Raw genomic sequence first — 23,018 nt, 5'->3', positions numbered from 1 at the left:
GGCGCTTCGGCGCTTGCCCGGAGCCCTTGACGAATGTGGGGCTCGAGCTAAGCAGGAGACGAGGCTTGGTGAGGCGGCGGATTTCGTCAGAAGGATGGCGGCGAAATCCGTACGCTTCCCTGCGCTGGCATTATCCAGATCAGGTTCAAAGGGTATTTCTCACCCGCAATGCCGGTCGTTCGACCGAACGCATTGCAGGACCCCCGCGTTAGCAAGGGCACACGATACACCGGCTTGCCGGCGGTTTCAACCGGGTGCGAAGCCGATGCCACCGGGCGGCGGGCGGATCGCGACCGCCGGCGCGCGCACGGTGCGCCGCAGCAAGCGCGGCCGTCGACGCGCAATGTCGTCCGGGACGGAAGGGGTGGGCAGTGCAGCATTTCCGTCCCGTGTTGCCGGCTTCAAAAAATTTTCGACATCGCTGTCATTTCCGGCGGCGTCCTCCGTCTATTCGGCTCCCAAACCCATGTATCGGAGAGATGTCATGAAAAACGTATTCCTCGCCGCCTGTGTCGCCGCACTTGCCACGATCGCAACGGGCGCCCACGCGCAGAACGACGCAATGTCGAAGGACGGCATGTCGATGTCGAAGGACGCGATGGGCCACGACGCGATGGCGAAGGACGGCGCGATGAAGAAGGACGGCATGAAGAAGCATGCGATGAAGAAGGACGCGATGGGCCACGACGCGATGAAGAAGGACGACGCGATGAAGAAAGACGCGATGAGCCCGTCGAACTGACGAACGCGTGCGGGGCGCGACCGGCCGGTTGCCGGCGCGCACCGCGTCCCGCCGCTTCATCCCGGGAGTCATCATCATGCAAACGGTTCCTGTCACGGATCGCGCGGGCGTGCCGCCGCCCGCGCCGACGATCCATCCGCGCTGGGTGCGCGCGAGTCACTGGCTCAACGCGCTCGCGGCGATTCTCATGGTGTTGTCCGGCTGGCGCATCTACGACGCGTCGCCGATCTATCCGTCGTTTACGTTCGCGCACGGCATCACGCTCGGCGGCTGGCTCGGCGGCGCGCTGCAATGGCATTTCGCGGCGATGTGGCTGCTGGTCGGCAACGGGCTGTTCTACCTGGCGATGTCGATCGCGACGGGGCGCTTCGCGCGCAAGTTGCTGCCGGTCACGCCTGCGTCGGTGTGGCGCGACGTGCGCGCCGCGCTCGGCGGCCGGCTGTCGCACGACGACCTGAGCGTCTACAACGCGGTGCAGCGTGCCGCGTACCTGACCGCGATCGTCGATCTCGTCGTGTTGGTGCTGTCGGGCCTCACGATCTGGAAATCCGTGCAGTTTCCGCTGCTGCGCGAGCTGTTCGGCGGTTACGACGCTGCGCGCGTCGTTCACTTCTGGGCGATGTCGCTGCTGGTCGCATTCGTCGTCGTTCACGTCGCGATGGCGTTGCTGGTGCCGCGCTCGCTGCTCGCGATGCTGCGCGGCCGCTGACCCGCGCGTCGCGGGCGAAGGAACTCATCATGTCGGAATCCGAAAAAAACCGCGGCGAGCCGCGCTGGACGCTCGATCGGCAGTCGCTCGAACTCGACGTGCGCCGCACGCTCGAGATGCCGTCGCGACGGCTCTTCAACCGGCGCGTGCTGACGCTCGGCGGCCTCGCGATGCTGACCGGCTGCACGTTGCAGGACGACGCGTCGGTCAACACGTTCCTCGAGAAAGTGTCGCGCATGAACGATCGCGTGCAGGCATGGCTGTTCAGCCCCGACCGGCTCGCGCCGACCTACACCGAAGCCGACATCACGCGGCCGTTCCCGTTCAATGCGTACTACGGGATCGACGACGTGCCGCACGTCGACGCATCGACGTATCGGCTCGTGCTGTCCGGCCGCGTGACGGGCAAGCGCGTGTGGACGCTCGACGAGCTTCGGGCGCTGCCGCACGCGGAACAGATCACGCGGCATATCTGCGTGGAAGGGTGGAGTGCGATCGGCCGCTGGGGCGGCACGCCGTTCGGCGCGTTTCTCGCACGCGCGGGTGCCGATACCGGTGCGAAATACGTCGGCTTCAAATGTGCCGACGATTACTACGAAAGCATCGACATGCCGACCGCGCTGCATCCGCAGACGCTGCTCGCGTTCGATTACGACGGCCGCCGGCTACCGCCGGAATACGGTTTCCCGATGAAGCTGCGGATGCCGACCAAGCTCGGCTACAAGAACCCGAAGCACATCATGGAAATCTTCGTGACCGATACGTTTCCGGGCGGCTACTGGGTCGATCAAGGGTACAACTGGTTCGGCGGCTCGTGACCGGCGCATGCGGGCCGCGATGCATCGCGCATGGGCGTCATGCGGATTCCCGCACCTGAAGCTCGACGTGCAGGCCGGCCGCCGCCGCCATGTTGACGAGCGCGTCGAGTGCGAACAGGTTGATCTTGCCGCGCATCAGGTCGGACACGCGGGGCTGCGTGACGCCGAGCAGTCTCGCGGCCTGCGCCTGGCTGAGTTCAAGCTGCGCGAGGCGTTGCTTGAGCGCGATCATCAGCTCGGACCGCAGCTTCATGTTCTCGGCCTCGGCCGGCTGTTCCTCGATCGCGTCCCAGATGCTCTTGTAGCGTTCGTTGGTCATCGTTTCCACTCCGTCAACAGGGCGCGATAGCGCCGGGCGGCCAGTTCGATATCGGCCTTGCACGTGCGTGCCGATTGCTTCCGGAAGCAGTGCAGCACATAGACCGCGTCGGCAAACGTCGCGACGTAGACGATCCGGAACGCGCCGCTCGCGTCGCGCAGGCGAATCTCCCGTACGCCGACGCCGATGGTGCGCATCGGTTTCCAGTCGTCGGGCGCCAGGCCGCGCTGCACCTGATCGATCTGATGACCGGCTTCGCGTCGTACGGCAGGCGGGAAATCGCGAAGCGCGTCGAGGGCGCTGCCGATGAAAACGACCGGCTTCGGCGGGAGAATGGCAGGATTATACAAAATTTTGTATGAGCGTGAAGGTGCAGTTCGAACGGAGCGTGCGGCGCGCAGCACGCGTCGCCCCGTCACGATAAGCGCGAAACGGCGGCGGCCATGCACAACTGGCCGTTCGGCCGACGGCTCGCGCGCGATGGGCCGAACGTGGCACGGGCGGCAATGTCGCGCCCCATTTTCCAGCCGCCGCTTTCATCCGGCGTCGCGCGAAAAATGTCGCGCCGAAACATCAGTCGATATGCTTTCAGACAGGTCCGACGATGCTTTCGAATCCTTGATGCCATAATGCCGAGCGTGTGCACCGGATACGGTTGCGCACGTTTTTTTTGCCTTTTGCCGCCGCTCGCCGGTTCTCTTTCGTCGCCGTTCGCACTGCCATGTCGTTCCGCACGTTCGCTCTGCCTTCCCGGTCCCGCGTGGATCGTTTGCCGGCATCGCCGGCGTCTTTCAGCGGAGCACGCGGCGTGACGTGCGGGCGGGCCGCACGATGACGCCGCTCGACCGCCTCCTCGATTTCCTCGCCCGCCTTTCGTTCCGGATCCGCCTGCCGCAAAGCCGCGGCGGCCGTGTGGCGCTCGCGCTCGTCTTCATCTATTTCGTCTGGGGCTCGACCTACAGCGGGTTGCATTTCGCGCTGCAGTCGTTCCCGCCGCTGTTGCTGTCGGGGCTGCGCAACCTGCTCGGCGGGGTCGGCCTGTTCATCTTCGCGCTGCGGCGCAAGCCCGACTGGCCGACGCTGCTGGAAATCCGCAACGCGGCGATCGTCGGCACGATGCTCGTCGCGTTGTCGTCCGGCACGATCGCGCTCGGCATGCGCACGGTCAGCAGCGGTTCGGCCGCGGTGATGGTGGCCACGGTACCGTTGTTCGCGACCGTGATCGCGGCGGTCGCCGGGCGGCCGGTGACGAAGGGCGAATGGGCGGCCGTCGCGCTGGGGATGGTCGGCATCGTCGTGCTGAATTCGGGCGGCGCGGCCGCCGCGAACTCGGCGCTCGGCACGATCTGCGTGCTGGCCGGCGCACTGTTCTGGGCAGGCGGCGCGCATCTCGCGACGCGGCTCAAGCTGCCGTCCGACCTGTTTCTGTCGACGTCGCTGCAGATCGGCCTCGGCGGGCTGATGTCGACGATCGTCGCGTGGCTGCTCGGCGAACGCGTCGAACAGCTGGCCGTCGGGTCCGTGTTCGCGTTCGTGTACCTGATGGTGTTCTGCACGATGGCCGCGTACGTCGCGTACGGCTATCTGATTCGCCACACGAGCCCGATCATCGCGAGCAGTTGCATGTATGTGAACCCGATCGTCGCGGTCGCGCTCGGTGCGTTGCTGCTGGGCGAACCGGTGACGATGGCGACCGTGGTCGCGACCGTCGCGATTCTCGGCAGCGTCGGGTTGTCGTTCGTGTTCGATCCGGCGCGCCGGCCCGCGGCGGCGGCCACGGCCGCCGGTTCCCCGGCCGTCGCGGCCGAGCAGGCGGGTGCGGCGGACGCTTCCGCCGTCGCCGAGCCGATCGCCACGCCGGATGCGGCGCCCATCCTCGCGCCTTCCGCTGTCCCGCTCGCGGTGCCGGCGCCCGCGGCGGTGATGGATCCCGGCGCGGTGATCGACCCGGCCCCGGCGTTCGCGCCGCCGCCCACCGCCGCCGAGCCGGCCGCCTCGCGCACCGACGCGTGACGCCGCGGTGGCCGGCCGCGCTCAGCCGCGCCGGCCGCCGCGATGGTGGGACCAGCCGGCGAGCGCGGTAAACAGCAGGCCGGCCGCGCACATGCCGGTCCAGCCGAACGCGCGCCATGCGGCGACGCCGGCCGACGAGCCGAGCGCGCCGCCGATGAAATAGCACACCATGTACACCGTGTTGACGCGGCTGCGCGCGTCGGGCTTCAACGCATAGATGCGCGACTGGTTCGAGATCTGCGCGGCCTGTACGCCCACGTCGAGCACGACCACGCCGATCACGAGCCCGACGAGGCTCGACCCCGACAGCGCGAAGATCACGAACGACAGCGCGAGCAGCGCGATCGCGAGCGAGATGATCGCCCGCGGGCCGCGCGTGTCCGCGAAGCGGCCTGCATACGGCGCGGCGAGGGCGCCCGCGGCGCCGACGATCCCGAACAGACCGGCCGCCTGTGGGCCGAGATGGAACGGCGCGCCGGCGAGCAGCAGCGTGAGCACCGGCCAGAACGCGCTGAACGCCGCGAACAGCGCGGCGCCCGTCAGCGACGCCTCGCGCAACCCGCGCAGTTCGACGGCCAGGTGCCACATCGAGCCGAGCAGCTTGCCGTACGACAGCGTCGACGTCGGCGAGCTGCGCGGCAGCCGCAACACGATCACGACGGCGAGCGCGACGAGCGCCGCGACCGATGCGGCGAACACCGCGCGCCAGCCGAAATACTCGGCGACGAAGCCGGCGGCGGTCCGCGCGAGCAGGATGCCGAGCAGCAGGCCGCTCATCACGGTGCCGACCGCGTGGCCGCGTTCGGCCGGCGGCGCGATTTCGGCGGCGAACGGCACGGCCTGCTGCGCGATGGTCGCGAGGATGCCGATCGCGAGGCTCGCGGCCGCGAGCACGGCCAGCGACGGCGCGGTGGCCGCCACGATCAGCGCGATCGACAGCCCCGCGATCTGCAGCAGGATCAGCCCGCGGCGATCGAAGCGGTCGCCGAGCGGCGCGAGCAGGAACATGCCGGCCGCATAACCGAGCTGCGTCGCGGTCGGCACCGCGCCGATCCACGATGCGCCGTCCGGAAAGGCCGAGCGGAAGCTGTCGAGCAGCGGCTGGTTGTAGTAGATGTTCGCGACCGACACGCCCGCGATCGTCGCGAGCAGCAACAGCAGGCTGCGCGAGTAGTGGGGCGAGGCGGCGTCGGTCGGACGGTCGGTGGAGGGGCAGGCACGGAGTGGGGCGGCGCGGCAGGCGGCGCACGCGTCGGGTGCGCAGGCGGGCCGGGCGCCGGTCGAGGTTGCCGATCATACCGGAGCGGCGTGAATCCTGCCGGCGGCGAACCGGCGAACCGGCGACCCGGCGACCCGGCGACCCGGCGACCCGGCGAACCGGCGAACCGGCGAACCGGCGACCCGGCGAACCGGCGAACCGGCGACCCGGCGACCCGGCGACCCGGCGAACCGGCGAACCGGCAAATCGGCACAACCGGCACAACCGGCACAACCGGCACAACCGGCACAACCGGCACAACCGGCCGGCCGCCGCCCGTCACGGCACGCGCTTCACGTCGGTCAGTCGACTAGCTCGCCGGTCGGCTCATAGAACGGATACGGCCCCGCTCCTTCGTCCACGTAGACGTGATGCGACGTCATCCCCGTATCGGGCGCATGACGATGGACCGCGAACGCCGGCGGTTCGAGCCGGAATGCGGACGGCGCATCGGCTCGCAGGTCGAAGGCGACCTGGTGCGCGGGCGACGGCACCGCGCACGCGAGCGTGCCGCCGAAGCGCGTGAACATCGTGCGGTGCACGTGGCCGCACAGCACGCGCTCGACGTTCGGATGACCGCGCAGCAGCGCATCGAGTTTCGCGGCGGCGGCGGGCGCGAGACGCAGCCTGTCCATGTGGCCGATGCCCGACGCGAACGGCGGGTGATGCAGCGCGACGATCACGGGCCGGTCGCGCGCGGCGTCGAGCTGCGCGGCGAGCCACGCGAGGCGCGCGTCGCACAGGTCGCCGTGGCTCGCGCCCGGCACTTGCGAATCGAGCGCGAGCACGCGCACCGCGCCGACGTCGAGCGCGTATTGCACGAATTCGCCGTCCTGCAGCTCGGCGCGATCGGCGAACGCGCGGCGCAAGCCGGCGCGGTCGTCGTGATTGCCGATCATCAGGTAGTACGGAATCTCGAGCGCCGCGAGCAGCCCGCGCAGGTTGCCGTACTCTTCGTCGTGGCCGAAGTCGGTCAGGTCGCCGGTGACGAGCACGGCGTCGGGGCGCGGCACGAGCGCGTTCAGCTTCGCGATGCAGCGGGCGAGCGCGGCCGCCGTATCGACGCGCCGGTACGCGAGCTGGCCCGGGCGCTTGATGTGGAGATCGCTGATTTGAGCAAGCAGCATCGTCGTTCCTCGGAATCGTCTGGTCGTTGTCGCGGCGGCGTGCGCCGCCGTAGGGTGTTGCGTGAATGATGCCCGATCGACCGCTTACGCGCCGAGCGCGATCAGGCCTTCCGGCGCGATCGTGAGGCCGACCGGCGTACCGCGTGCGAGCGCGATGCGGCCCGGCACGTCGATCACGAGCGCGTCGGGCGCCGCCTGCTCGATCGTGAGCCGCGTGCGCTCGCCGAGGAACGCGCACGCGCCCACCGCGCCGCGCAGCGGCGCATGCGCGGGATCCGCGAGCTGTGCGTCCTCGGGGCGGAAGAACCATTCGTCGGCCGCATGCGGCGTGACGATCGCGCCGCCCGTCGTCGCGAGCGCGCCGTCGCGCCACTGGCCCGCCAGCCGGTTCAGCGTGCCGATGAACTGCGCGACCGTCCGGTTCGCGGGGTGATAGTAGATCTCGCGCGGCGTGCCGATCTGCTCGATGCGGCCCGCGCCCATCACGACGATGCGGTCGCCGAGCTCCATCGCTTCGGCCTGGTCGTGCGTCACGTAGACGGTCGTCACGCCGAGCGCGCGCAGCAGCGTGTTCATGTCGCGGCGCAGCACGTCGCGCAGCTTCGCGTCGAGCGCGGTCAGCGGTTCGTCGAGCAGCAGCACGCGCGGACGCACCGCCAGCGCGCGCGCCAGCGCGACGCGCTGACGCTGGCCGCCCGACAGTTGATCGACCGGTTTGTCCGCATGCGCATCGAGCCGCATCATCGCGAGCAGTTCGTCGACGCGTTCGCGCAACGCGCGCGGTTCGGTCTTGCGGATCTTCAACCCGTAGCCGACGTTGCCGCGCACCGTCAGGTTCGGAAACAGCGCGTAGTTCTGGAACACCATGCCGACCTGCCGGCGCTCGATCGGCAGCAGGGTGACGTCGTCGTCGCCGAATGCGATCTTGCCGCCGGCGTCCGGCGTGTCGAGGCCCGCGATCAGGCGCAGCGTGGTCGTCTTGCCGCAGCCTGACGGCCCGAGCAGCACGAGCGTTTCCCCGGCGCCGATCGACAGGTCGAGCGATTCGAGCACGCGGGTGCCGCGGAACGTCTTCGCGCAGCCGGTCAGGGTGATGGGAGTGGAATCGAGTTTCATGTCTGCAAGAAATCAGCGCGGGCGCTTCTTCGGCGCGCGCGTACCGGACGGATCGACGCCGAGCCACTGCATCGCGACGAGCAGCGGCAGCGTCATCAGCAGGAACAGGATCGTGTATGCGCTGCCGACTTCGAGGCGCAGCGACGCATACGTATCGGCGAGCCCGACCGGCAGCGTCTTGGTGTCGGGCGTGTGCAGCATCCACGTGAGATTGAATTCGCCAATCGACAGCGTGAGCACCGCGAGCGCGCCGGCGACGATCCCGGGCCGCAGGTTCGGCAGCACGATCGTGACGAAACGCGTGACGAACGATGCGCCGAGGCTCGCCGCGCCTTCCTCGAGCGTGCGCAGGTCGGCGCCGGCCGCGACGGCCGCCACCGCGCGCACCATGAACGGCAGCGTGAACACGACGTGGCCGACGACGATGAACCACAGGCTCATCCGGAATGCGGTGAAGCCGCCGTACACGACCAGCAGCGCGAGCGCCGAAGCCAGCCCCGGCAGTGCGACCGGCAGCACGAGCGCTTCCTCGATCGCACGCGCGATACGGCTCTTGCTGCGCGCGAGCGCATAGCCGGCCGGCACGCCGACGACGAGCACGATCGCGAGCGTTGCGAACGCGACGTAGAGCGACAGCGCGACCGAGCCGTGATACTGCTGCCACACTTGTTCGAGCCAGCGCAGCGTGAGGCCGCTCGACAGGCCGCGGAAATAGTTGACGGTGAGGCCCGCGAGCACCGACATCACGACGGGCACGATCAGGAACGCGCACAGCAGCAGCGTGACGCCCCATTGCAGCGCGGCGATCGCACGCGCGCCGGCGACGCGCGGCGCATGCCGCGCGGCGCGCTTGGTCTGCAAGGGGGCCGGGGCGGGGGCCGGCGACGGCGCGGAAGAACCGGAAAGCGATTGCATGCGGGAATCCTCAGGCCGCCGCGGCGGCGGTGTGGCCGGTGAAGCGGCGCGCGAGCGCGAGCACGGCCCAGGTGACGATGCCGAGCACGATCGACAGGCCGGCCGCCGTCGCGATGTTCGCGTTCAGCGTGAATTCGGTATAGATCGTCATCGGCAGCACGTTCAGATCGGTGGCGAGCGTGAACGCGGTGCCGAACGCGCCCATCGCGGTCGCGAAGCAGATCGCGCCGGCCGCGATCAGCCCCGGCGCGAGCGCGGGCAGCACGATGTCGACGAAGATGCGCCACGGCGACGCGCCGAGCGAACGCGCGGCTTCCTCGAGCGACGCGTCGAGCTTCGACGCGGCCGCGATCACGGTGACGATCACGCGCGGAATCGAGAAGTACAGGTAGCCGACGAACAGGCCGGCCACCGAATAGGCGAAGACCCACTTGTCGCCGACGAGCTTCGCCGACAGCATGCCGATCAGCCCCTGGCGCCCCGCGAGCATGATCACCATGAAGCCGACGACGACGCCCGGGAACGCGAGCGGAAACGTGAGCAACGCGAGCAGCACGCGCTTGCCGGCAAATTCGCGGCGCGCGAGCAGCAGGCCGGAAACGGTCGACAGCGCGAGCGTCGCGAGCGTGACGCCCGCGGACAGCGCAACCGTCTCGCCGAGGCTCTTCATGTAACGCGCGTTGCCGAGCAGCGCCGCGTAGTGCGAGAAGAAGGCGCCGTCGGCGGACACCTGCACGAGCGCAGCCATCGGCAGCAGCCAGAACGCGGCGAATACCGCCAGCGCCGGCGCGACGAGCGCGACGCGCCAGCGCAGCGGGAAAGTCAGGTCGAGCATGACGTGGGACCGGCCGCTTACTGCATCACCTGCAGGTACTGCTGGCCGAACGCCTGCTGGCCGGCCGCCATCTTGCCGAAGTCGACCGACTTCGCCCGCGCGTATTCGCTCGCCGGCAGGAACTTCGCGGCGACGTCGGCGCCGAGCGCCTGCGCGCGCACCGGGCGCAGGTATGCGTTGGCCCACAGCTTCTGGCCTTCGTCGGACAGCACGAAGTCGAGCACCTTCTTGCCGTTTGCGTCGTGCGGCGCACCCTTCACGAGGCTCATCACGTACGGCACCGCGATCGTGCCTTCCTTCGGGATCACGAACTCGACGTTCGCGTTGTCCTTGTATTTCGCGCGATACGCATCGAAGTCGTAGTCGAGCAGGATCGGGATCTCGCCGGACAGCACGCGTGCATACGCGGTCTGCTTCGGCACGATCGGCGCGTTCGCCTTCAGCTTGCGGAACCAGTCGAGGCCCGGCTTGAAGTTCTCGAGGCTGCCGCCGAGCGCCTGGTTGACGGCGACCGCGCCCGCATAGCCGACGAACGCGCTCGACGGATCGAGATAGCCGACCATGCCCTTGTATTCGGGCTTCAGCAGATCGGCCCACGAACGCGGCACCGGCTTGCCGTCGAGCGCGTCCTTGTTCACGAAGAAGCCGAGCGTGCCCGAGTGGATCGCGAACCAGTAGCCTTGCGGGTCCTTCAGGTTCGCGGGGATGTCGTTCCAGTGTGCGGGCTTGTACGGCGCGATCACGCCCTTGTCCTTCGCCTGGAACGCCGACGACACGCCGAGGTAGACGACGTCGGCCACCGGGCTCTTTTGCTCGGCGATCAACTGCGCGATCGACTGGCCCGAGTTCTTGTTGTCGAACGGCACGCGGATGCCGGTCTTCTGCTTGATCGCCGCGATCTGCGCGGCCCAGTCGGCCCATTCGGGCGGGCAGTTGTAGCAGATCGCCGTTTCGTCGGCGTGGGCCGCGGGGGCGCCGGCGACGAGCGCGGCGCAGGCGAGCGGCGCGGCGAGCGCGCGCAGCAGCGAGGTCAGGCGAAAGGACACGGTGAGTCTCCGGGCGAGTGGATGTGGTGCTGGGGTGGTGTGGTGTCGGTGTGCGTGGACGGGACCTGCGGTCACGCGTTGCGCAAGTGCAGCTCGGCGGCCGGCGGCGCAATCGTCGCGCCGTCGCGTACCGCATGCGACAGGATCATCGACGTGCGGTCGATCGCCGCGCCGCCGATGGATTCGACGAGACGCTGCCAGGCGTGGCGGCCGATGTCGCGGTTCGGCGTCGCGACGCTCGCGAGCGGCGGCGCGAGCAACTCGCCGATCGCGATCCCGTCGAAGCCGAGCACCGACAGGTCGTCGGGAATCGAGAAACCCGCGCGACGCAGGCCGCGCATCACGACCATCGCGAGCAGGTCGTTGCTGCAGAAGAGGGCGGTCGGGCGCGTGGCGTGCGCGGTGAGGTGCGCGAGCACCGCATCGGGCAGCTCGGGCGCGTTGAAGTCGACTTCGACGGGCGGCAACGGCGCCACGCCGATTTCCTCGAGTGCCTGCGCATAACCGAGATGACGCTGGCGCGCGCGATCCGACGCCGCGAGCGAACCGGCCAGCATCAGCACGCGGCGATGACCGTGCGCGGTCAGCAACTTCACGCCGTCGTAGGCGGCGCGGCGGTTGTCGACCGACACCGACGGGCGGCGCTGCGTGTCGTTGTGCATCAGCACGTAATGCGGGCCGTCGCGGTCGAGCATGTCGAGCAGCGGGTGCGTATCCGCATCGGCGACGGTGAGGATCAACCCTTCGACGCGCTGCTCGCGCAGCGTCTCGATCGCATGACGCTCGCGCGCCGCGTCGTATTCGGTCGTCATCAGGATCAGCTTGAAGCCGGCCGCGGTCGCGAGCGCATCGATGCCTTGCAGGCAGTCGGCGAACACCGGGTTCGACAGCGTCGGCACGACGACGCCGACGAGCCGCGTGCGCTCGCCGCGCAGTTGCCGGCCGAGCGGGCTCGGGCGGAACTGCAGCGTGTCGATGGCGGTGCGGATCGTCTGCAGCGTGGCGGGGCTGACCGTATGCGGTGCGTTGATCGCACGCGAAACGGTGGCGATCGAGAAGCCCGCGAGGGCGGCGACGTCCTTGATGGTCGAGGTCATGAAGTCATGCGATGTAAACGTTTTCGGCCGGGGAATTATCGAAAACGTTTGTGACTTCGCGATGACGCATGCGACGCTTGTTTCGCGGCGAGCACGATACAAACGTCAGACGGTTCAGGCCGTCCGACACGCGCGGTCGATTGTATCGGCCGAAGGTGCGGCGCGGGACGAAATCGTCGGCCGTGTCGTATCGATGTTGTATCGGTGTCGTATCGATGTCGAATGCGCGGGAGGAAACGGTGCGACGATGGCCGGTGTCGCGATGCGGCGCGGCGCAATGAGGGAACGCATGCGCCAAGCAATGGTAGAATCGCGTCCGCCCTCTTGCCGGGGTGATGAAATTGGTAAACATAGCGGACTTAAACGATTGAGTGCCCGGCCGGAAACGGTCGGTGCAGAACCCTTCAAATTCGGCGAAACCCCTGATGTGCGCATCGAGGCAACGCCGAGCCAAGCCTCGCGGCACCCCGCGAGGAAGGTGTAGAGACTAGACGGGGGGCGCCTAAGGCGCACGGGCAGCGGTTACGCCCGCGCGCGACGGTGAAGGCATAGTCCAGCGCACGAACGGTTCGCGCACGCGACGCCGGCTTCGAAAGAAGCAGTGTGACGAAAATCCGCCGCCTTAATTGGCTTGCCGGTTCAAGTCCGGTCCCCGGCACCATCGATCGCCCCGACGCGATTCGATTCGATGAAGGTGTAAAAAACCCGCGAGAAATGCAGCGCTCGCGGGTTTTTTGTTTGGTGCGGATGCATGCAGCGGCACGCGCGTGCGGCTCGCGCTGCGCGCCAATGCGACGAAAGCGCCGCCATGTGATACTTGGCACGCGCGTCTTACCGACGCATTCCAACGCAGTTCGCCTCTTGCAAGCCTCTCGTCATGACCGACTCGACCCATCACTATTACGAACCGTCGCAAGGCCACGGCCTGCCGCACGATCCGTTGAACGCGATCGTGGGCCCGCGCCCGATCGGCTGGATCTCCTCCCGCGGCAGCGACGGCACGCTCAATCTCGCGCCGTACAGCTTCTTCAACGCATTCAACTATCGCCCGCCGATCATCGGCTTTTCGAGCACCGCCGCGAAGGACAGCGTGCGCAACGTGCAGGAGACCGGCGAGTTCGTGTGGAATCTCGCGACACGCGATCTCGCCGAGCAGATGAACCAGACCTGCGCCGCCGTGCCGTACGACGTGAACGAATTCGAACTGGGCGGCTTGACCGCGGTGCCGTCGCGCCTCGTCGACGTGCCGCGCGTCGCGGAAAGCGGCGTGAACTTCGAATGCAAGGTGACCGACGTGATCCGGCTGCGCGATCATCGCGGTGTCGAGACGCCGGCCACGCTGGTGCTCGGCGAGGTCGTCGCGGTCCATATCCGCCATGACCTGCTGAAGGACGGCATCTTCGACACGTTCGGCGCGGGCATCATCCTGCGTGCGGGCGGCCCGTCGGCCTACGTGCACGTGACGCCCGACAGCCGCTTCGACCTGTTCCGTCCCGACGCGTGACCGGTCGCGCGTCGCAGTGAACCGGCGATCGGGCGCGCGCGCGCCCGAACCCGAAAGACCCCGCCGAGATCGAGGATTTCGCGGGGTCTTTTGCTTCGTACCCTCACCTGATCGGGACGCGTCGATCCGTCGGCGACGCCCGATCGTCGCCCGCCCGACGACCCTGCACCGCAGCAAACCCGCGCTGCGCCGACTCCGCCGGCCGCACCTCACGCGCCGCGACGATCCGTCATGGCAAATCTGCTCACCGCGAACGAGCGGCTTGGGCATCGACGCCCGCCGCCGCAAGGCATAGATTTCCAAGGTTGACGTGCTTATCCGCGCGTCAGCTCGCGCGCAGGCCGGCAACCGGCCCGCGCGTTCCCAAACAGCGTGAGACACAATCGAGCGTGGAGACGACACGATGAGCCTGTCAGAGCCATTGCGTCTGCATGTGCCGGAGCCCACCGGGCGCCCGGGCTGCAAGACGGACTTTTCCTATCTGCATCTATCGCCGGCCGGCGCCGTCCGCCGCCCGCCGATCGACGTTGCCGCGGCGGACACCGCCGATCTCGCCCGCAGCCTCGTGCGCGTGCTCGACGACAGCGGCAGGGCCGTCGGCCCGTGGGCGCCCGATCTCGACGATGCGCGCCTGATCGCCGGGCTGCGCGCGATGCTCAAGACCCGCATTTTCGACGCGCGCATGATGATCGCGCAGCGCCAGAAGAAAATCTCCTTCTACATGTTGAGCCTCGGCGAAGAGGCGATCGGCACCGCGCACGCGATGGCGCTGCGCGACGGCGACATGTGCTTTCCGACCTACCGGCAACAGAGCATCCTGATCGCACGCGACGTGCCGCTCGAGCGCATGATCTGCCAGTTGATGTCGAACGAAGGCGATCCGCTGAAGGGCCGCCAGCTCCCGGTGATGTATTCGGATCGCGAGGCCGGTTTCTTCTCCATTTCCGGCAACCTCGCGACGCAGTTCATCCAGGCGGTCGGCTGGGCGATGGCGTCGGCGATCAAGGGCGACACGAAGATCGCGTCCGCGTGGATCGGCGACGGCGCGACGGCCGAAGCCGATTTCCACACCGCGCTCACGTTCGCGCACGTGTACCGCGCGCCGGTGGTATTGAACGTGGTCAACAACCAGTGGGCGATCTCGACGTTCCAGGCGATCGCGGGCGGCGAGGGCACGACCTTCGCCGGGCGCGGCGTCGGCTGCGGGATCGCGTCGCTGCGCGTGGACGGCAACGACTTCCTCGCGATCTACGCGGCGTCGAGCTGGGCGGCCGAACGCGCGCGCCGCAATCTCGGCCCGACGCTGATCGAGTGGGTGACCTACCGCGCGGGCGCGCATTCGACGTCGGACGATCCGACCAAGTACCGGCCGAGCGACGACTGGTCCCATTTCCCGCTCGGCGATCCGATCGAGCGTTTCAAGCGCCACCTGATCGCGAAAGGCATCTGGTCGGACAGCGCGCAAGACGCGTTGACGGCCGAGCTCGAGGCCGAGGTGATCGCCGCGCAGAAGGAAGCGGAGAAGTACGGGACGCTGGCCGACGACCGGATTCCGTCGCCGGCGTCGATGTTCGACGACGTGTACAAGGAGCTGCCCGCGCACCTGCGCCGTCAGCGCCAGGAACTGGGAGCGTGATCATGGCGCAACACGAGACAGGGACGGCGACGCAGCCGATGACGATGATCCAGGCGCTGCGCTCCGCGATGGACGTGATGCTCGGGCGCGACGGCGATGTGGTCGTGTTCGGGCAGGACGTCGGCTATTTCGGCGGCGTGTTCCGCTGTACCGAAGGACTGCAGAACAAATACGGCAAGTCGCGCGTGTTCGATGCGCCGATATCGGAAGGCGGGATCGTCGGCGCGGCGGTCGGGATGGGCGCGTACGGGTTGCGCCCGGTCTGCGAGATCCAGTTCGCCGACTATTTCTATCCGGCGTCCGACCAGATCGTGTCGGAAGGCGCGCGGCTGCGCTACCGCTCGGCCGGCCAGTTCACCGCGCCGATGACGATCCGGATGCCGTGCGGCGGCGGCATCTACGGCGGGCAGACGCACAGTCAGAGCCCGGAGGCGATGTTCACGCAGGTGTGCGGGCTGCGCACGGTGATGCCGTCGAATCCGTACGACGCGAAAGGGTTGCTGATCGCGTCGATCGAGAACGACGATCCGGTGATCTTCCTCGAGCCGAAGCGGCTGTACAACGGACCGTTCGACGGCCATCACGAGCGGCCCGTCACGTCGTGGCTCAAGCATCCGGCGAGCGCGGTGCCCGAAGGCTACTACACGGTGCCGCTCGATACGGCCGCCGTCGTGCGCCCCGGCAACGACGTGACGGTGCTGACGTACGGCACGACGGTGCACGTGTCGCTGGCCGCGGCCGAGGAGACGGGCATCGACGCGGAAGTGATCGACCTGCGCACGCTGTGGCCGCTCGATCTCGACACGGTCGTCGCATCGGTGCGCAAGACCGGGCGCTGCGTCGTGGTGCACGAGGCGACGCGCACCTGCGGCTATGGCGCGGAGCTCGTCGCGCTGGTCCAGGAGCACTGCTTCTACCACCTCGAAGCGCCGGTCGAGCGTACGACGGGCTGGGACACGCCGTATCCGCATGCGCAGGAGTGGGCGTACTTTCCGGGCCCGACCCGGGTCGGTGAAGCGTTGCGACGCGTGATGGAGGCGTGAGATGGGGATTCATGTCATCAAGATGCCGGATATCGGCGAAGGGATCGCCGAGGTCGAGCTGGTGGCCTGGCATGTGGAAGTCGGGCAGACGATCAAGGAAGACCAGCCGCTCGCCGACGTGATGACCGACAAGGCGGCGGTCGAGATTCCGTCGCCGGTGGCGGGCAAGGTGATCGAGCTGGGCGGCCGGATCGGCGAGATGATGGCGGTCGGCAGCGAGCTGATACGGCTGGAAGTCGAAGGCGACGGCAACCTGAAGGCCGCGGCGCCGGTGCGGGAAACGAAGGTGGAAACCGCACCGGTCGCGGCGGCGGCGCCGTCGAAGCCGGCGGCCGACGCGCCGGCCGAGCCGCCTGCGCAGCCCACGGCACCGCGCGCACCGACGAAACCGCACCGCGACGAACCGGTTGCGCCGCCGCGCGCGGCGCTCGCGCCCGGCGAACGGCCGCTCGCGTCGCCGGCCGTGCGTCAGCGTGCGTGGGACATGGGCATCGAGCTGCGCTACGTGCGCGGCACCGGCGAAGCCGGGCGGATCCTGCATGCGGATCTCGACGCGTATGCACGCACCGGCGGTAGCGCGGCGCACGGGTCGCAACCGCGCGGCTACGACGAACGCCACGACGAAACCGACGTGCCGGTGATCGGTTTGCGGCGGGCGATCGCGCGCAAGATGCAGGAGGCGAAGCGCCGCATCCCGCATTTCAGCTATGTCGAGGAGATCGACGTCACCGAGCTCGAATCGTTGCGCACGGAACTGAACCGCCGCCACGGCGACACGCGCGGCAAGCTCACGCCGCTGCCGCTGCTGATCCGCGCGATGGTGATCGCGCTGCGCGACTTCCCGCAGATCAACGCGCGTTTCGACGACGAAGCGGGCGTCGTCACGCGCTACGGCGCGGTGCACATGGGCGTCGCGACGCAGACGGACGGCGGCCTCACGGTGCCCGTGCTGCGGCATGCGGAAGCGCGCGACGTGTGGTCGATCTCGGCGGAGATCGCGCGGCTCGCCGATGCGGTGCGCGCGAACCGCGCGCAGCGCGACGAGCTGAGCGGGTCGACGATCACGATCTCGAGCCTCGGCGCGCTCGGCGGCATCGTGTCGACGCCGGTGATCAATCATCCGGAAGTCGGCATCGTCGGCGTGAACCGAATCGTCGAGCGGCCGATGATCCGCGACGGCGCGGTCGTCGCGCGCAAGATGATGAACCTGTCGTCGTCGTTCGACCATCGCGTCGTCGACGGCGCGGACGCGGCCGAATTCATCCAGGCCGTGCGCGCGGTGCTCGAGCGCCCGGCACTGCTGTTCGTGGAGTGAGCCGATGAAGAACGAACACACCACGCTGCTCGTCGTCGGCGGCGGCCCGGGCGGCTACGTCGCCGCGATCCGCGCCGGCCAGCTCGGCATTCCGACGATACTCGTCGAACGCGAGCGGCTCGGCGGCACCTGCCTGAACATCGGCTGCATTCCGTCGAAGGCATTGATCCACGTGGCCGACGCGTTCGAACAGGCGTGCGGTCATGCCGGCGAGGGCGCGCTCGGGATCCGCGTGCGCACGCCCGAGATCGACATCGCGAAAAGCGTCGCATGGAAGGACGGCATCGTCGATCGGCTGACGCGCGGCGTCGGCGCGCTGCTCAAGAAGAACGGCGTGCGCGTGCTGCACGGCGAAGCGCGCGTGATCGACGGCAAGACCGTCGAAGTCGTCGGCGGCGGCCATGCGGTGCGGATCGGTTGCGAACACCTGCTGCTCGCGACCGGGTCCGAGCCGGTCGAACTGCCGTCGATGCCGTTCGGCGGGCATGTCGTGTCGTCCACCGAGGCGCTGTCGCCCGCGACGCTGCCGAAGCGGCTGGTCGTCGTCGGAGCCGGCTATATCGGGCTCGAACTCGGGATCGTCTATCGCAAGCTCGGCGTCGACGTCAGCGTCGTCGAAGCGGCCGAGCGCGTGCTGCCTGCGTACGATGCCGAACTCGTGCGGCCGGTCGCCGATTCGCTCGCGCGCCTCGGCGTGCGGCTGCGGCTCGGCCACACGGTACTCGGGCTGGACGCGCACGGCGCGGTGCGCGTGCGGGCGGCCGACGGCGCCGAGCACACGCTGCCGGCCGATCGCGTGCTGGTCGCCGTCGGCCGCCGGCCGCGCGTCGACGGGTTCGGGCTCGAGTCGCTGATGCTCGATCGCAACGGGCGCGCGCTGCGGATCGACGACGCGTGCCGGACCTCGATGCGCAACGTCTGGGCGATCGGCGACGTCGCGGGCGAACCGATGCTCGCGCATCGCGCGATGGCGCAAGGCGAGATGGTGGCCGAGCTGATCGCCGGCCGGCGTCGCCGGTTCACGCCCGCGTCGATTCCGGCCGTATGCTTCACCGATCCCGAGATCGTGACGGCCGGCTGGTCGCCGGACGACGCGCACGCGGCCGGCGTCGACTGCCTGAGCGCATCGTTCCCGTTCGCGGCGAACGGGCGCGCGATGACGTTGCAGGCGACCGACGGGTTCGTGCGCGTCGTCGCGCGGCGCGACGATCACGTGATCGTCGGCTGGCAGGCGGTCGGGTGCGGGGTGTCGGAACTGGCCGCGGCGTTCTCGCAGTCGCTGGAGATGGGCGCGCGGCTCGAAGACATCGGCGGCACGATTCACGCGCATCCGACGCTCGGCGAGGCGCTTCAGGAAGCGGCGCTGCGCGCGCTCGGGCACGCGCTGCACGTGTGACGCGCGCTCGCCGGACGCACCCGCCGCAGCGTCGCGCGCGCATCGGCGTGCGTCGGGCGTCGGGCGTGCGCGGCCGGCCGCCGTGCCGGAACCGCTCCGAAACGGCTGGCCGCGTATGCGCCGGGTATCAGGCAAGCGCGTTCGGATCGGCGTGCCGCGTCGTCACGTCACGATAGAACGCGTCGATCGCTTCGACCATCTGCGACAGCCCCGGCTGCTCGAGCGGATAGTGACCGGCGTTCTCCAGCATCTCGACCTTGACCGGCACGTGGCGAACCCGCGCGAGGAACGGCTCGCTCAGATGCAGCGGCGTCCAGCGGTCCGCGGCCGGTTGCGTGAGCAGGATCGGGCACACGGAAAAATCCTCCGGCTCGACCACCGGCCGGTACGACATGTAGGAATCGAGGAACGCCATCGTCATCGCGTTGCCGGCCGAGGTCCGGTCGGACATCCATACCTTCAGCGCATCGTCGCGGTTCACGAGCGCGTGCATCTTGCTCGCGAGCGACATCGGGATGCGCATGGCGCGCAGCGGCGTCTTCGCGGCGAAGTGCGTCATCGGGCCGCCGACGCGGCTCATGAACAGATTGCGCGCGGTTTCGTCGCGCACCTGCTGCAGGCGCTGGTCGAGAAAGGTCATGCCGACGATGCCGTCGACTTTCCCGTTCAGCGCGGCGACGTGGTACGTCAGCATGCCGCCCGCGCTCAACCCGTACAGCACGATCGGCCGATCGTCCTTCGCGCGCTCCGCGTCGATCAGGTCGCTGCCGGCGCGCACCCAGTCGTCGTAGCGCACCAGCGCGCCGCGTGCCACTTCGGTCATCCCGTATTCGGGCATGTCGACCGCGATCGTCTCGTAGCCGCGGCGTGCCAACTGCTCGCCGACGATCATCGACATCTGCCGTCCGTTCGTGCCGACGCCATGAAACAGGATCACCTTCACTTGCGCGCGGGGATTGCGATACGTATCGAGATGAAGACGATGGCCCCTCCAGCGCCACCATTGCTCGTCGGGCTGGCGATCGGCCGCCCACTGGAAGTCGGGCGGCAGGAACGCCTGCATGGCGCGCCAGACGGGCTGATCTGCATAGGTCCTGGACATGGCATCGGACTCCGGTCGGTCGAGTGAAAGGGCGGTTGCGATGGAGCCATCATCGCGCGGCACGCGGCGCTCGCCCATGCTGGCGCGGGCCAACCGCTTTAGAATCGAGGCCAACACACGTCACGAGGCGCCCGATGAACGTCTGGAACTTTGTCCGCAGCCCGGCTTCCGTCCTGCTGATGATCGCGTTCGGGCGCGACCGCGGAATCGCGCCGGCGGCGCTGCTGAAGGGCTCGCAGCTCACGCTGAAGCAACTCGCCGATCCGGATTTCACGGTGCTGGCCGCACAGGAACGGGCCGTCGCGTCGAACCTGCTCGCGCTGGCCGGCGACGAGCCGGGCGTGGGCTTGACGGTCGGCCTGTCGTACCAGCTTTCCGCCTACGGATTGCTCGGATACGGGCTGCTGAGCAGCGCGACCGGGATGGATGCGGTCGCGCTCGCGGGCCGGTATCTGGCCCTGACCTATACATTCGTCGGGATGACGTACCGTCGCGCGGGGCGGCACGGCACGATCGTGTTCGACGCGGCGCCGGAGTTGTCCGCGCCGCTGCAGCGCTTCTTCGTCGAGCGCGCGATGGGCGCCGCGTGCCGCGTGCTGCGCGACGTGATCGGCAGCGCGTTCACGCTCGCGACGTTCGACCTCGCGTACGACGCCGAACCCGGCGGCCGGCACGTGCTCGGCACGCCGGTCCGGTACCGGCGGCAGGCCAATGCGATCGCGTTCGAGCATGCGCACCTCGAACGGCCGTTGCCGCAGGCCAATGCCGCGACGGCCGCGATGTGCGAGCGCATGTGCGCGGAGCTGATCGCGCGCCGGCGCACGCGGGTCGACCTCGTGTCGTTCCTGAACGAATACCTGTCCACGCGGCCGTTCGACCGTCCGCCGCAACTGAGGGACATCGCGACGCTGCTGAACACGAGCGAGCGCACGCTCAAGCGTCGGCTACGGGAGGAGGGTGCGTGTTTCCGCGACATCTCGAATGCGGTGCGCAAGGCGCGGGCGCAGACGCTGATTGCCGAAGGGCGACTGTCGATCAAGGAAATCGCGGACGAACTGGGGTTCAGCGACATCTCGTCGTTCTCGCAGGCGTACAAGCGGTGGACGGGCGTGGCGCCGAGCGTGTCGCGGCAGGCGGCGCCCGGTTCATAGCGGGGCGCGGGCGGGGCGGCGGTCGCGGTTGACCGTCCCGCGCGAACCGTTCATCGTGTCGCTATCCCGCCCGGTTTCCCGCCCGGTTCATCGGCCGCGCACCGGCGGGTTCGCCGCGGTGCGGCATGGCGAAACGCCGCGTGCACGCGGCATTTTCCGACGATTGGCGCACGCGGGCGCCTCACGGAACGACCGGACATGAAACTGTTGCTCATCGGCGCGACCGGGCTCGTCGGTCGCCACGTCCTCGAAGTCGCGCTCGCCGACGCGCGGGTGGACCAGGTCGTCGTGCTCGCGCGCCGGCCGTTGTCGCCGCATCCGAAGATGCGCGCGCTGGAGGTCGACTTCGATCGACTGCCGGAGGCGGCCGACTGGTGGCGGGCCGATGCGGTGATCTGCACGCTCGGCACCACGATGCGGGCCGCCGGCTCGCAGGCGGCCTTTTGGCGCGTCGATCACGACTATCCGCTCGCGGTCGCGCGTCTTGCGCACCGGCACGGCACGCCGACCTACGTGCTGAATTCCGCACTCGGCGCGGACGCCGCATCGCGCATCTTCTACAACCGCGTGAAGGGCGAGGTCGAGCAGGCGCTCGCCGGCGTCGGGTTCGATTCGCTCACGTACGTGCGACCGGGCCTGATCGGCGGCAGCCGCGACGAGTTCAGGTTCGTCGAGCGGCTGTTCGTGCTCGCGTTGGGCGCCGTCGGGCCGGTGCTGCCGGCGAAGTGGCGCGTGAATCCCGCGTCGCGGATTGCGCGCGCGATGCTCGACGCGGCGATCGACGCACGGCCGGGTGTGCAGGTCATCGCATCGGATCGGCTCGTCTGATGCGGCGCGGGCGACGCGCCCGCCCGGCTATCCATCTGCGTTCGCATCGAGCGCGCCGAACTGCTCGGCGAGCGCCGCCGTGAACGCATCCAGCGCTTCGCTGCCGTCGGAATTCCTCGGTGTCGCGAGCTGAAATTCGACCGCGTGGCTCAGCTTGCTCGCCAGCAGCCGGCGCATCTTCCCGGCGGCGACCCACGGCGCCGCGACGTGGTCGGGCAGGAAGCCGACATGCGCGCCCGACAGGATGAAGATCACGTCGGCGTCGACGTTTTCCGAAAACGCGGTCGGCTGCGCATTGCGCAGCGCTGCTCCCGACGTGTTCGTCTTGTAGAGCCGCGCGACGTTGCTCGCGCGGGCGATGTCGTTGATCGACACGGTTTTCTTCGCGAACAGCGGATGGCGGGCGCCGCAATGCAGCGACTGATGCTCGACGAACAGCGGCGCGTAGTGCAGGCCGGCCTGATGGCCGGAGAAATAGCCGATCGCGAGGTGCAGTTCGCCTTTCAGCAGTCGGCGTTCCAACTCGTCGGGCGGCACCGCGATCATTTCGATCAGCACGTCCGGCGCGCGCTCGCGAAAGCGCCCGACGGCCGCCGCGATCGATTCGACGACGTCGGGGGAGAGCCGCTCGGACAGGCCGATGCGCAATTCGCCGAGCAACGTGCCCGATACGTGCTGCGTGTCGCGCGTGAACACGTCCATCGCGTGCAGGAGCCGGCGCGTCGACTGCAGCACGCGTTCGCCCTTCGGCGTCAGCCGGAAGCCGCTTTTACCGCGATCGCAGAGCCGGAACCCGAGCCGCGTCTCGAGCTTGGCCATCTGCGTGCTGATCGTCGACGGCGCCATGCCGAGCGTACCCTGCGCGGCGCTGAAGCCGCCGCTTTCGACGATCGTCAGAAAGAGCCGCAGCAACTGCACATCCATGTCTCTGAGTCGGGTCAGCATGGCGATACATCGTATTTTGTGAAGTCGGCTTATGTTAGTTCATATTTTTCGTTGCGTACGGGGGAGGCAGAATCGGCCACGAGGTCGCCAACCGTGCGACCGT

General features: G+C 68.7%; 23 protein-coding genes and 1 riboswitch. Of the genes, 12 read left to right on the top strand and 11 right to left on the bottom strand.

The window, feature by feature from the left end:
• Positions 1–98: 98 nt before the first annotated feature.
• Positions 99–215, bottom strand: a riboswitch (TPP riboswitch).
• Between the two features lie 269 nt (positions 216–484).
• From WS96_RS26350 to WS96_RS26340, 3 genes are all read left to right on the top strand, one after another.
• Positions 485–742: a pentapeptide MXKDX repeat protein gene (locus tag WS96_RS26350; protein WP_034206862.1), complete on the top strand. Its 258-nt coding sequence runs from the start codon at positions 485–487 to the stop codon at positions 740–742.
• Positions 743–818: 76 nt separating this feature from the next.
• Positions 819–1,451: a cytochrome b/b6 domain-containing protein gene (locus tag WS96_RS26345; RefSeq protein WP_059836608.1), complete on the top strand. Its 633-nt coding sequence runs from the start codon at positions 819–821 to the stop codon at positions 1,449–1,451.
• Between the two features lie 29 nt (positions 1,452–1,480).
• Positions 1,481–2,269, top strand: coding sequence for a molybdopterin-dependent oxidoreductase (locus WS96_RS26340; RefSeq protein ID WP_034206863.1), 789 nt, complete (start codon positions 1,481–1,483; stop codon positions 2,267–2,269).
• 37 nt (positions 2,270–2,306) lie between these two features.
• Here the strand turns inward: WS96_RS26340 and WS96_RS26335 are convergent, their stop codons facing one another.
• Both WS96_RS26335 and WS96_RS26330 read right to left on the bottom strand, forming a co-directional pair.
• On the bottom strand, positions 2,307–2,588 hold the full coding sequence (locus WS96_RS26335; protein WP_059836606.1) for a helix-turn-helix domain-containing protein: 282 nt from the start codon (positions 2,586–2,588) through the stop codon (positions 2,307–2,309).
• Positions 2,585–2,938, bottom strand: coding sequence for a type II toxin-antitoxin system RelE/ParE family toxin (locus WS96_RS26330; RefSeq protein WP_059836604.1), 354 nt, complete (start codon positions 2,936–2,938; stop codon positions 2,585–2,587). Before WS96_RS26330 ends, WS96_RS26335 begins: the two co-directional genes overlap by 4 nt.
• Positions 2,939–3,419: 481 nt before the next feature.
• Between WS96_RS26330 and WS96_RS26325 the strand changes: the two genes are divergently transcribed.
• Entirely contained in the window at positions 3,420–4,601 is a 1,182-nt protein-coding gene (locus tag WS96_RS26325) for an EamA family transporter (protein WP_059836974.1), read from the top strand.
• Between the two features lie 21 nt (positions 4,602–4,622).
• On the opposite strand, the gene WS96_RS26320 is transcribed toward WS96_RS26325, so the two are convergent.
• The 7 genes from WS96_RS26320 to WS96_RS26290 all read right to left on the bottom strand — a co-directional run bounded on the left by WS96_RS26320 (position 4,623) and on the right by WS96_RS26290 (position 11,995).
• Positions 4,623–5,762: an MFS transporter gene (locus WS96_RS26320; protein WP_059836602.1), complete on the bottom strand. Its 1,140-nt coding sequence runs from the start codon at positions 5,760–5,762 to the stop codon at positions 4,623–4,625.
• Between the two features lie 399 nt (positions 5,763–6,161).
• On the bottom strand, positions 6,162–6,986 hold the full coding sequence (locus tag WS96_RS26315) for a phosphodiesterase (protein ID WP_059836601.1): 825 nt from the start codon (positions 6,984–6,986) through the stop codon (positions 6,162–6,164).
• Between the two features lie 84 nt (positions 6,987–7,070).
• Positions 7,071–8,102 (bottom strand): ABC transporter ATP-binding protein, encoded by a 1,032-nt coding sequence (locus WS96_RS26310; protein WP_059836599.1) that lies wholly within the window; start codon positions 8,100–8,102, stop codon positions 7,071–7,073.
• Between the two features lie 12 nt (positions 8,103–8,114).
• Positions 8,115–9,017: an ABC transporter permease gene (locus tag WS96_RS26305; protein WP_059836597.1), complete on the bottom strand. Its 903-nt coding sequence runs from the start codon at positions 9,015–9,017 to the stop codon at positions 8,115–8,117.
• Positions 9,018–9,027: 10 nt separating this feature from the next.
• Positions 9,028–9,852 (bottom strand): ABC transporter permease, encoded by an 825-nt coding sequence (locus tag WS96_RS26300; RefSeq protein ID WP_059501884.1) that lies wholly within the window; start codon positions 9,850–9,852, stop codon positions 9,028–9,030.
• Between the two features lie 17 nt (positions 9,853–9,869).
• Positions 9,870–10,898, bottom strand: a complete 1,029-nt coding sequence (locus tag WS96_RS26295; protein ID WP_059836595.1) for an ABC transporter substrate-binding protein — start codon at positions 10,896–10,898, stop codon at positions 9,870–9,872.
• A gap of 71 nt (positions 10,899–10,969) precedes the next feature.
• Positions 10,970–11,995: a LacI family DNA-binding transcriptional regulator gene (locus tag WS96_RS26290; RefSeq protein ID WP_059836593.1), complete on the bottom strand. Its 1,026-nt coding sequence runs from the start codon at positions 11,993–11,995 to the stop codon at positions 10,970–10,972.
• Between WS96_RS26290 and WS96_RS33890 the strand changes: the two genes are divergently transcribed.
• The 6 genes from WS96_RS33890 (at position 11,979) to lpdA (ending at position 18,889) form a co-directional block, all read left to right on the top strand.
• On the top strand, positions 11,979–12,479 hold the full coding sequence (locus WS96_RS33890; protein ID WP_156443699.1) for a hypothetical protein: 501 nt from the start codon (positions 11,979–11,981) through the stop codon (positions 12,477–12,479). The two genes, WS96_RS26290 and WS96_RS33890, sit on opposite strands and share 17 nt — an antisense overlap.
• Positions 12,480–12,872: 393 nt before the next feature.
• Positions 12,873–13,499, top strand: a complete 627-nt coding sequence (locus WS96_RS26285) for a flavin reductase family protein (RefSeq protein WP_059501889.1) — start codon at positions 12,873–12,875, stop codon at positions 13,497–13,499.
• A gap of 403 nt (positions 13,500–13,902) precedes the next feature.
• The gene (locus WS96_RS26280) at positions 13,903–15,135 is read left to right on the top strand and encodes a 3-methyl-2-oxobutanoate dehydrogenase (2-methylpropanoyl-transferring) subunit alpha (protein WP_059836592.1); all 1,233 of its coding nucleotides are present in this window, start codon (positions 13,903–13,905) and stop codon (positions 15,133–15,135) included.
• 2 nt (positions 15,136–15,137) lie between these two features.
• Complete coding sequence (locus WS96_RS26275) at positions 15,138–16,178, top strand: alpha-ketoacid dehydrogenase subunit beta (RefSeq protein ID WP_059836590.1); 1,041 nt, start codon at positions 15,138–15,140, stop codon at positions 16,176–16,178.
• Position 16,179: 1 nt separating this feature from the next.
• Complete coding sequence (locus WS96_RS26270; protein ID WP_059836588.1) at positions 16,180–17,493, top strand: dihydrolipoamide acetyltransferase family protein; 1,314 nt, start codon at positions 16,180–16,182, stop codon at positions 17,491–17,493.
• 4 nt (positions 17,494–17,497) lie between these two features.
• The gene (lpdA, locus tag WS96_RS26265) at positions 17,498–18,889 is read left to right on the top strand and encodes a dihydrolipoyl dehydrogenase (RefSeq protein ID WP_059836586.1); all 1,392 of its coding nucleotides are present in this window, start codon (positions 17,498–17,500) and stop codon (positions 18,887–18,889) included.
• Positions 18,890–19,016: 127 nt separating this feature from the next.
• Here lpdA and WS96_RS26260 read toward each other — a convergent pair whose 3' ends face one another.
• A complete protein-coding gene (locus WS96_RS26260) occupies positions 19,017–19,991 on the bottom strand; it encodes an alpha/beta hydrolase (RefSeq protein ID WP_059836583.1) in 975 nt (324 codons plus the stop codon).
• Between the two features lie 134 nt (positions 19,992–20,125).
• Here WS96_RS26260 and WS96_RS26255 point away from each other — a divergent pair, with 134 nt between their 5' ends.
• Both WS96_RS26255 and WS96_RS26250 read left to right on the top strand, forming a co-directional pair.
• Positions 20,126–21,142 carry an AraC family transcriptional regulator gene (locus WS96_RS26255; RefSeq protein ID WP_059836581.1) on the top strand — a complete coding sequence of 339 codons (1,017 nt, stop codon included), beginning with the start codon at positions 20,126–20,128 and terminating at the stop codon, positions 21,140–21,142.
• Positions 21,143–21,340: 198 nt separating this feature from the next.
• A complete protein-coding gene (locus tag WS96_RS26250) occupies positions 21,341–21,970 on the top strand; it encodes an NAD(P)H-binding protein (RefSeq protein ID WP_059836580.1) in 630 nt (209 codons plus the stop codon).
• 27 nt (positions 21,971–21,997) lie between these two features.
• Here the strand turns inward: WS96_RS26250 and WS96_RS26245 are convergent, their stop codons facing one another.
• Entirely contained in the window at positions 21,998–22,915 is a 918-nt protein-coding gene (locus tag WS96_RS26245; RefSeq protein WP_059836578.1) for a LysR family transcriptional regulator, read from the bottom strand.
• Between the last annotated feature and the right edge of the window lie 103 nt (positions 22,916–23,018).

The organism is Burkholderia sp. MSMB1835 (assembly GCF_001526365.1).
Classification (GTDB): Bacteria; Pseudomonadota; Gammaproteobacteria; order Burkholderiales; family Burkholderiaceae; genus Burkholderia.
This window is presented reverse-complemented; position numbering and strand designations above follow the sequence as displayed.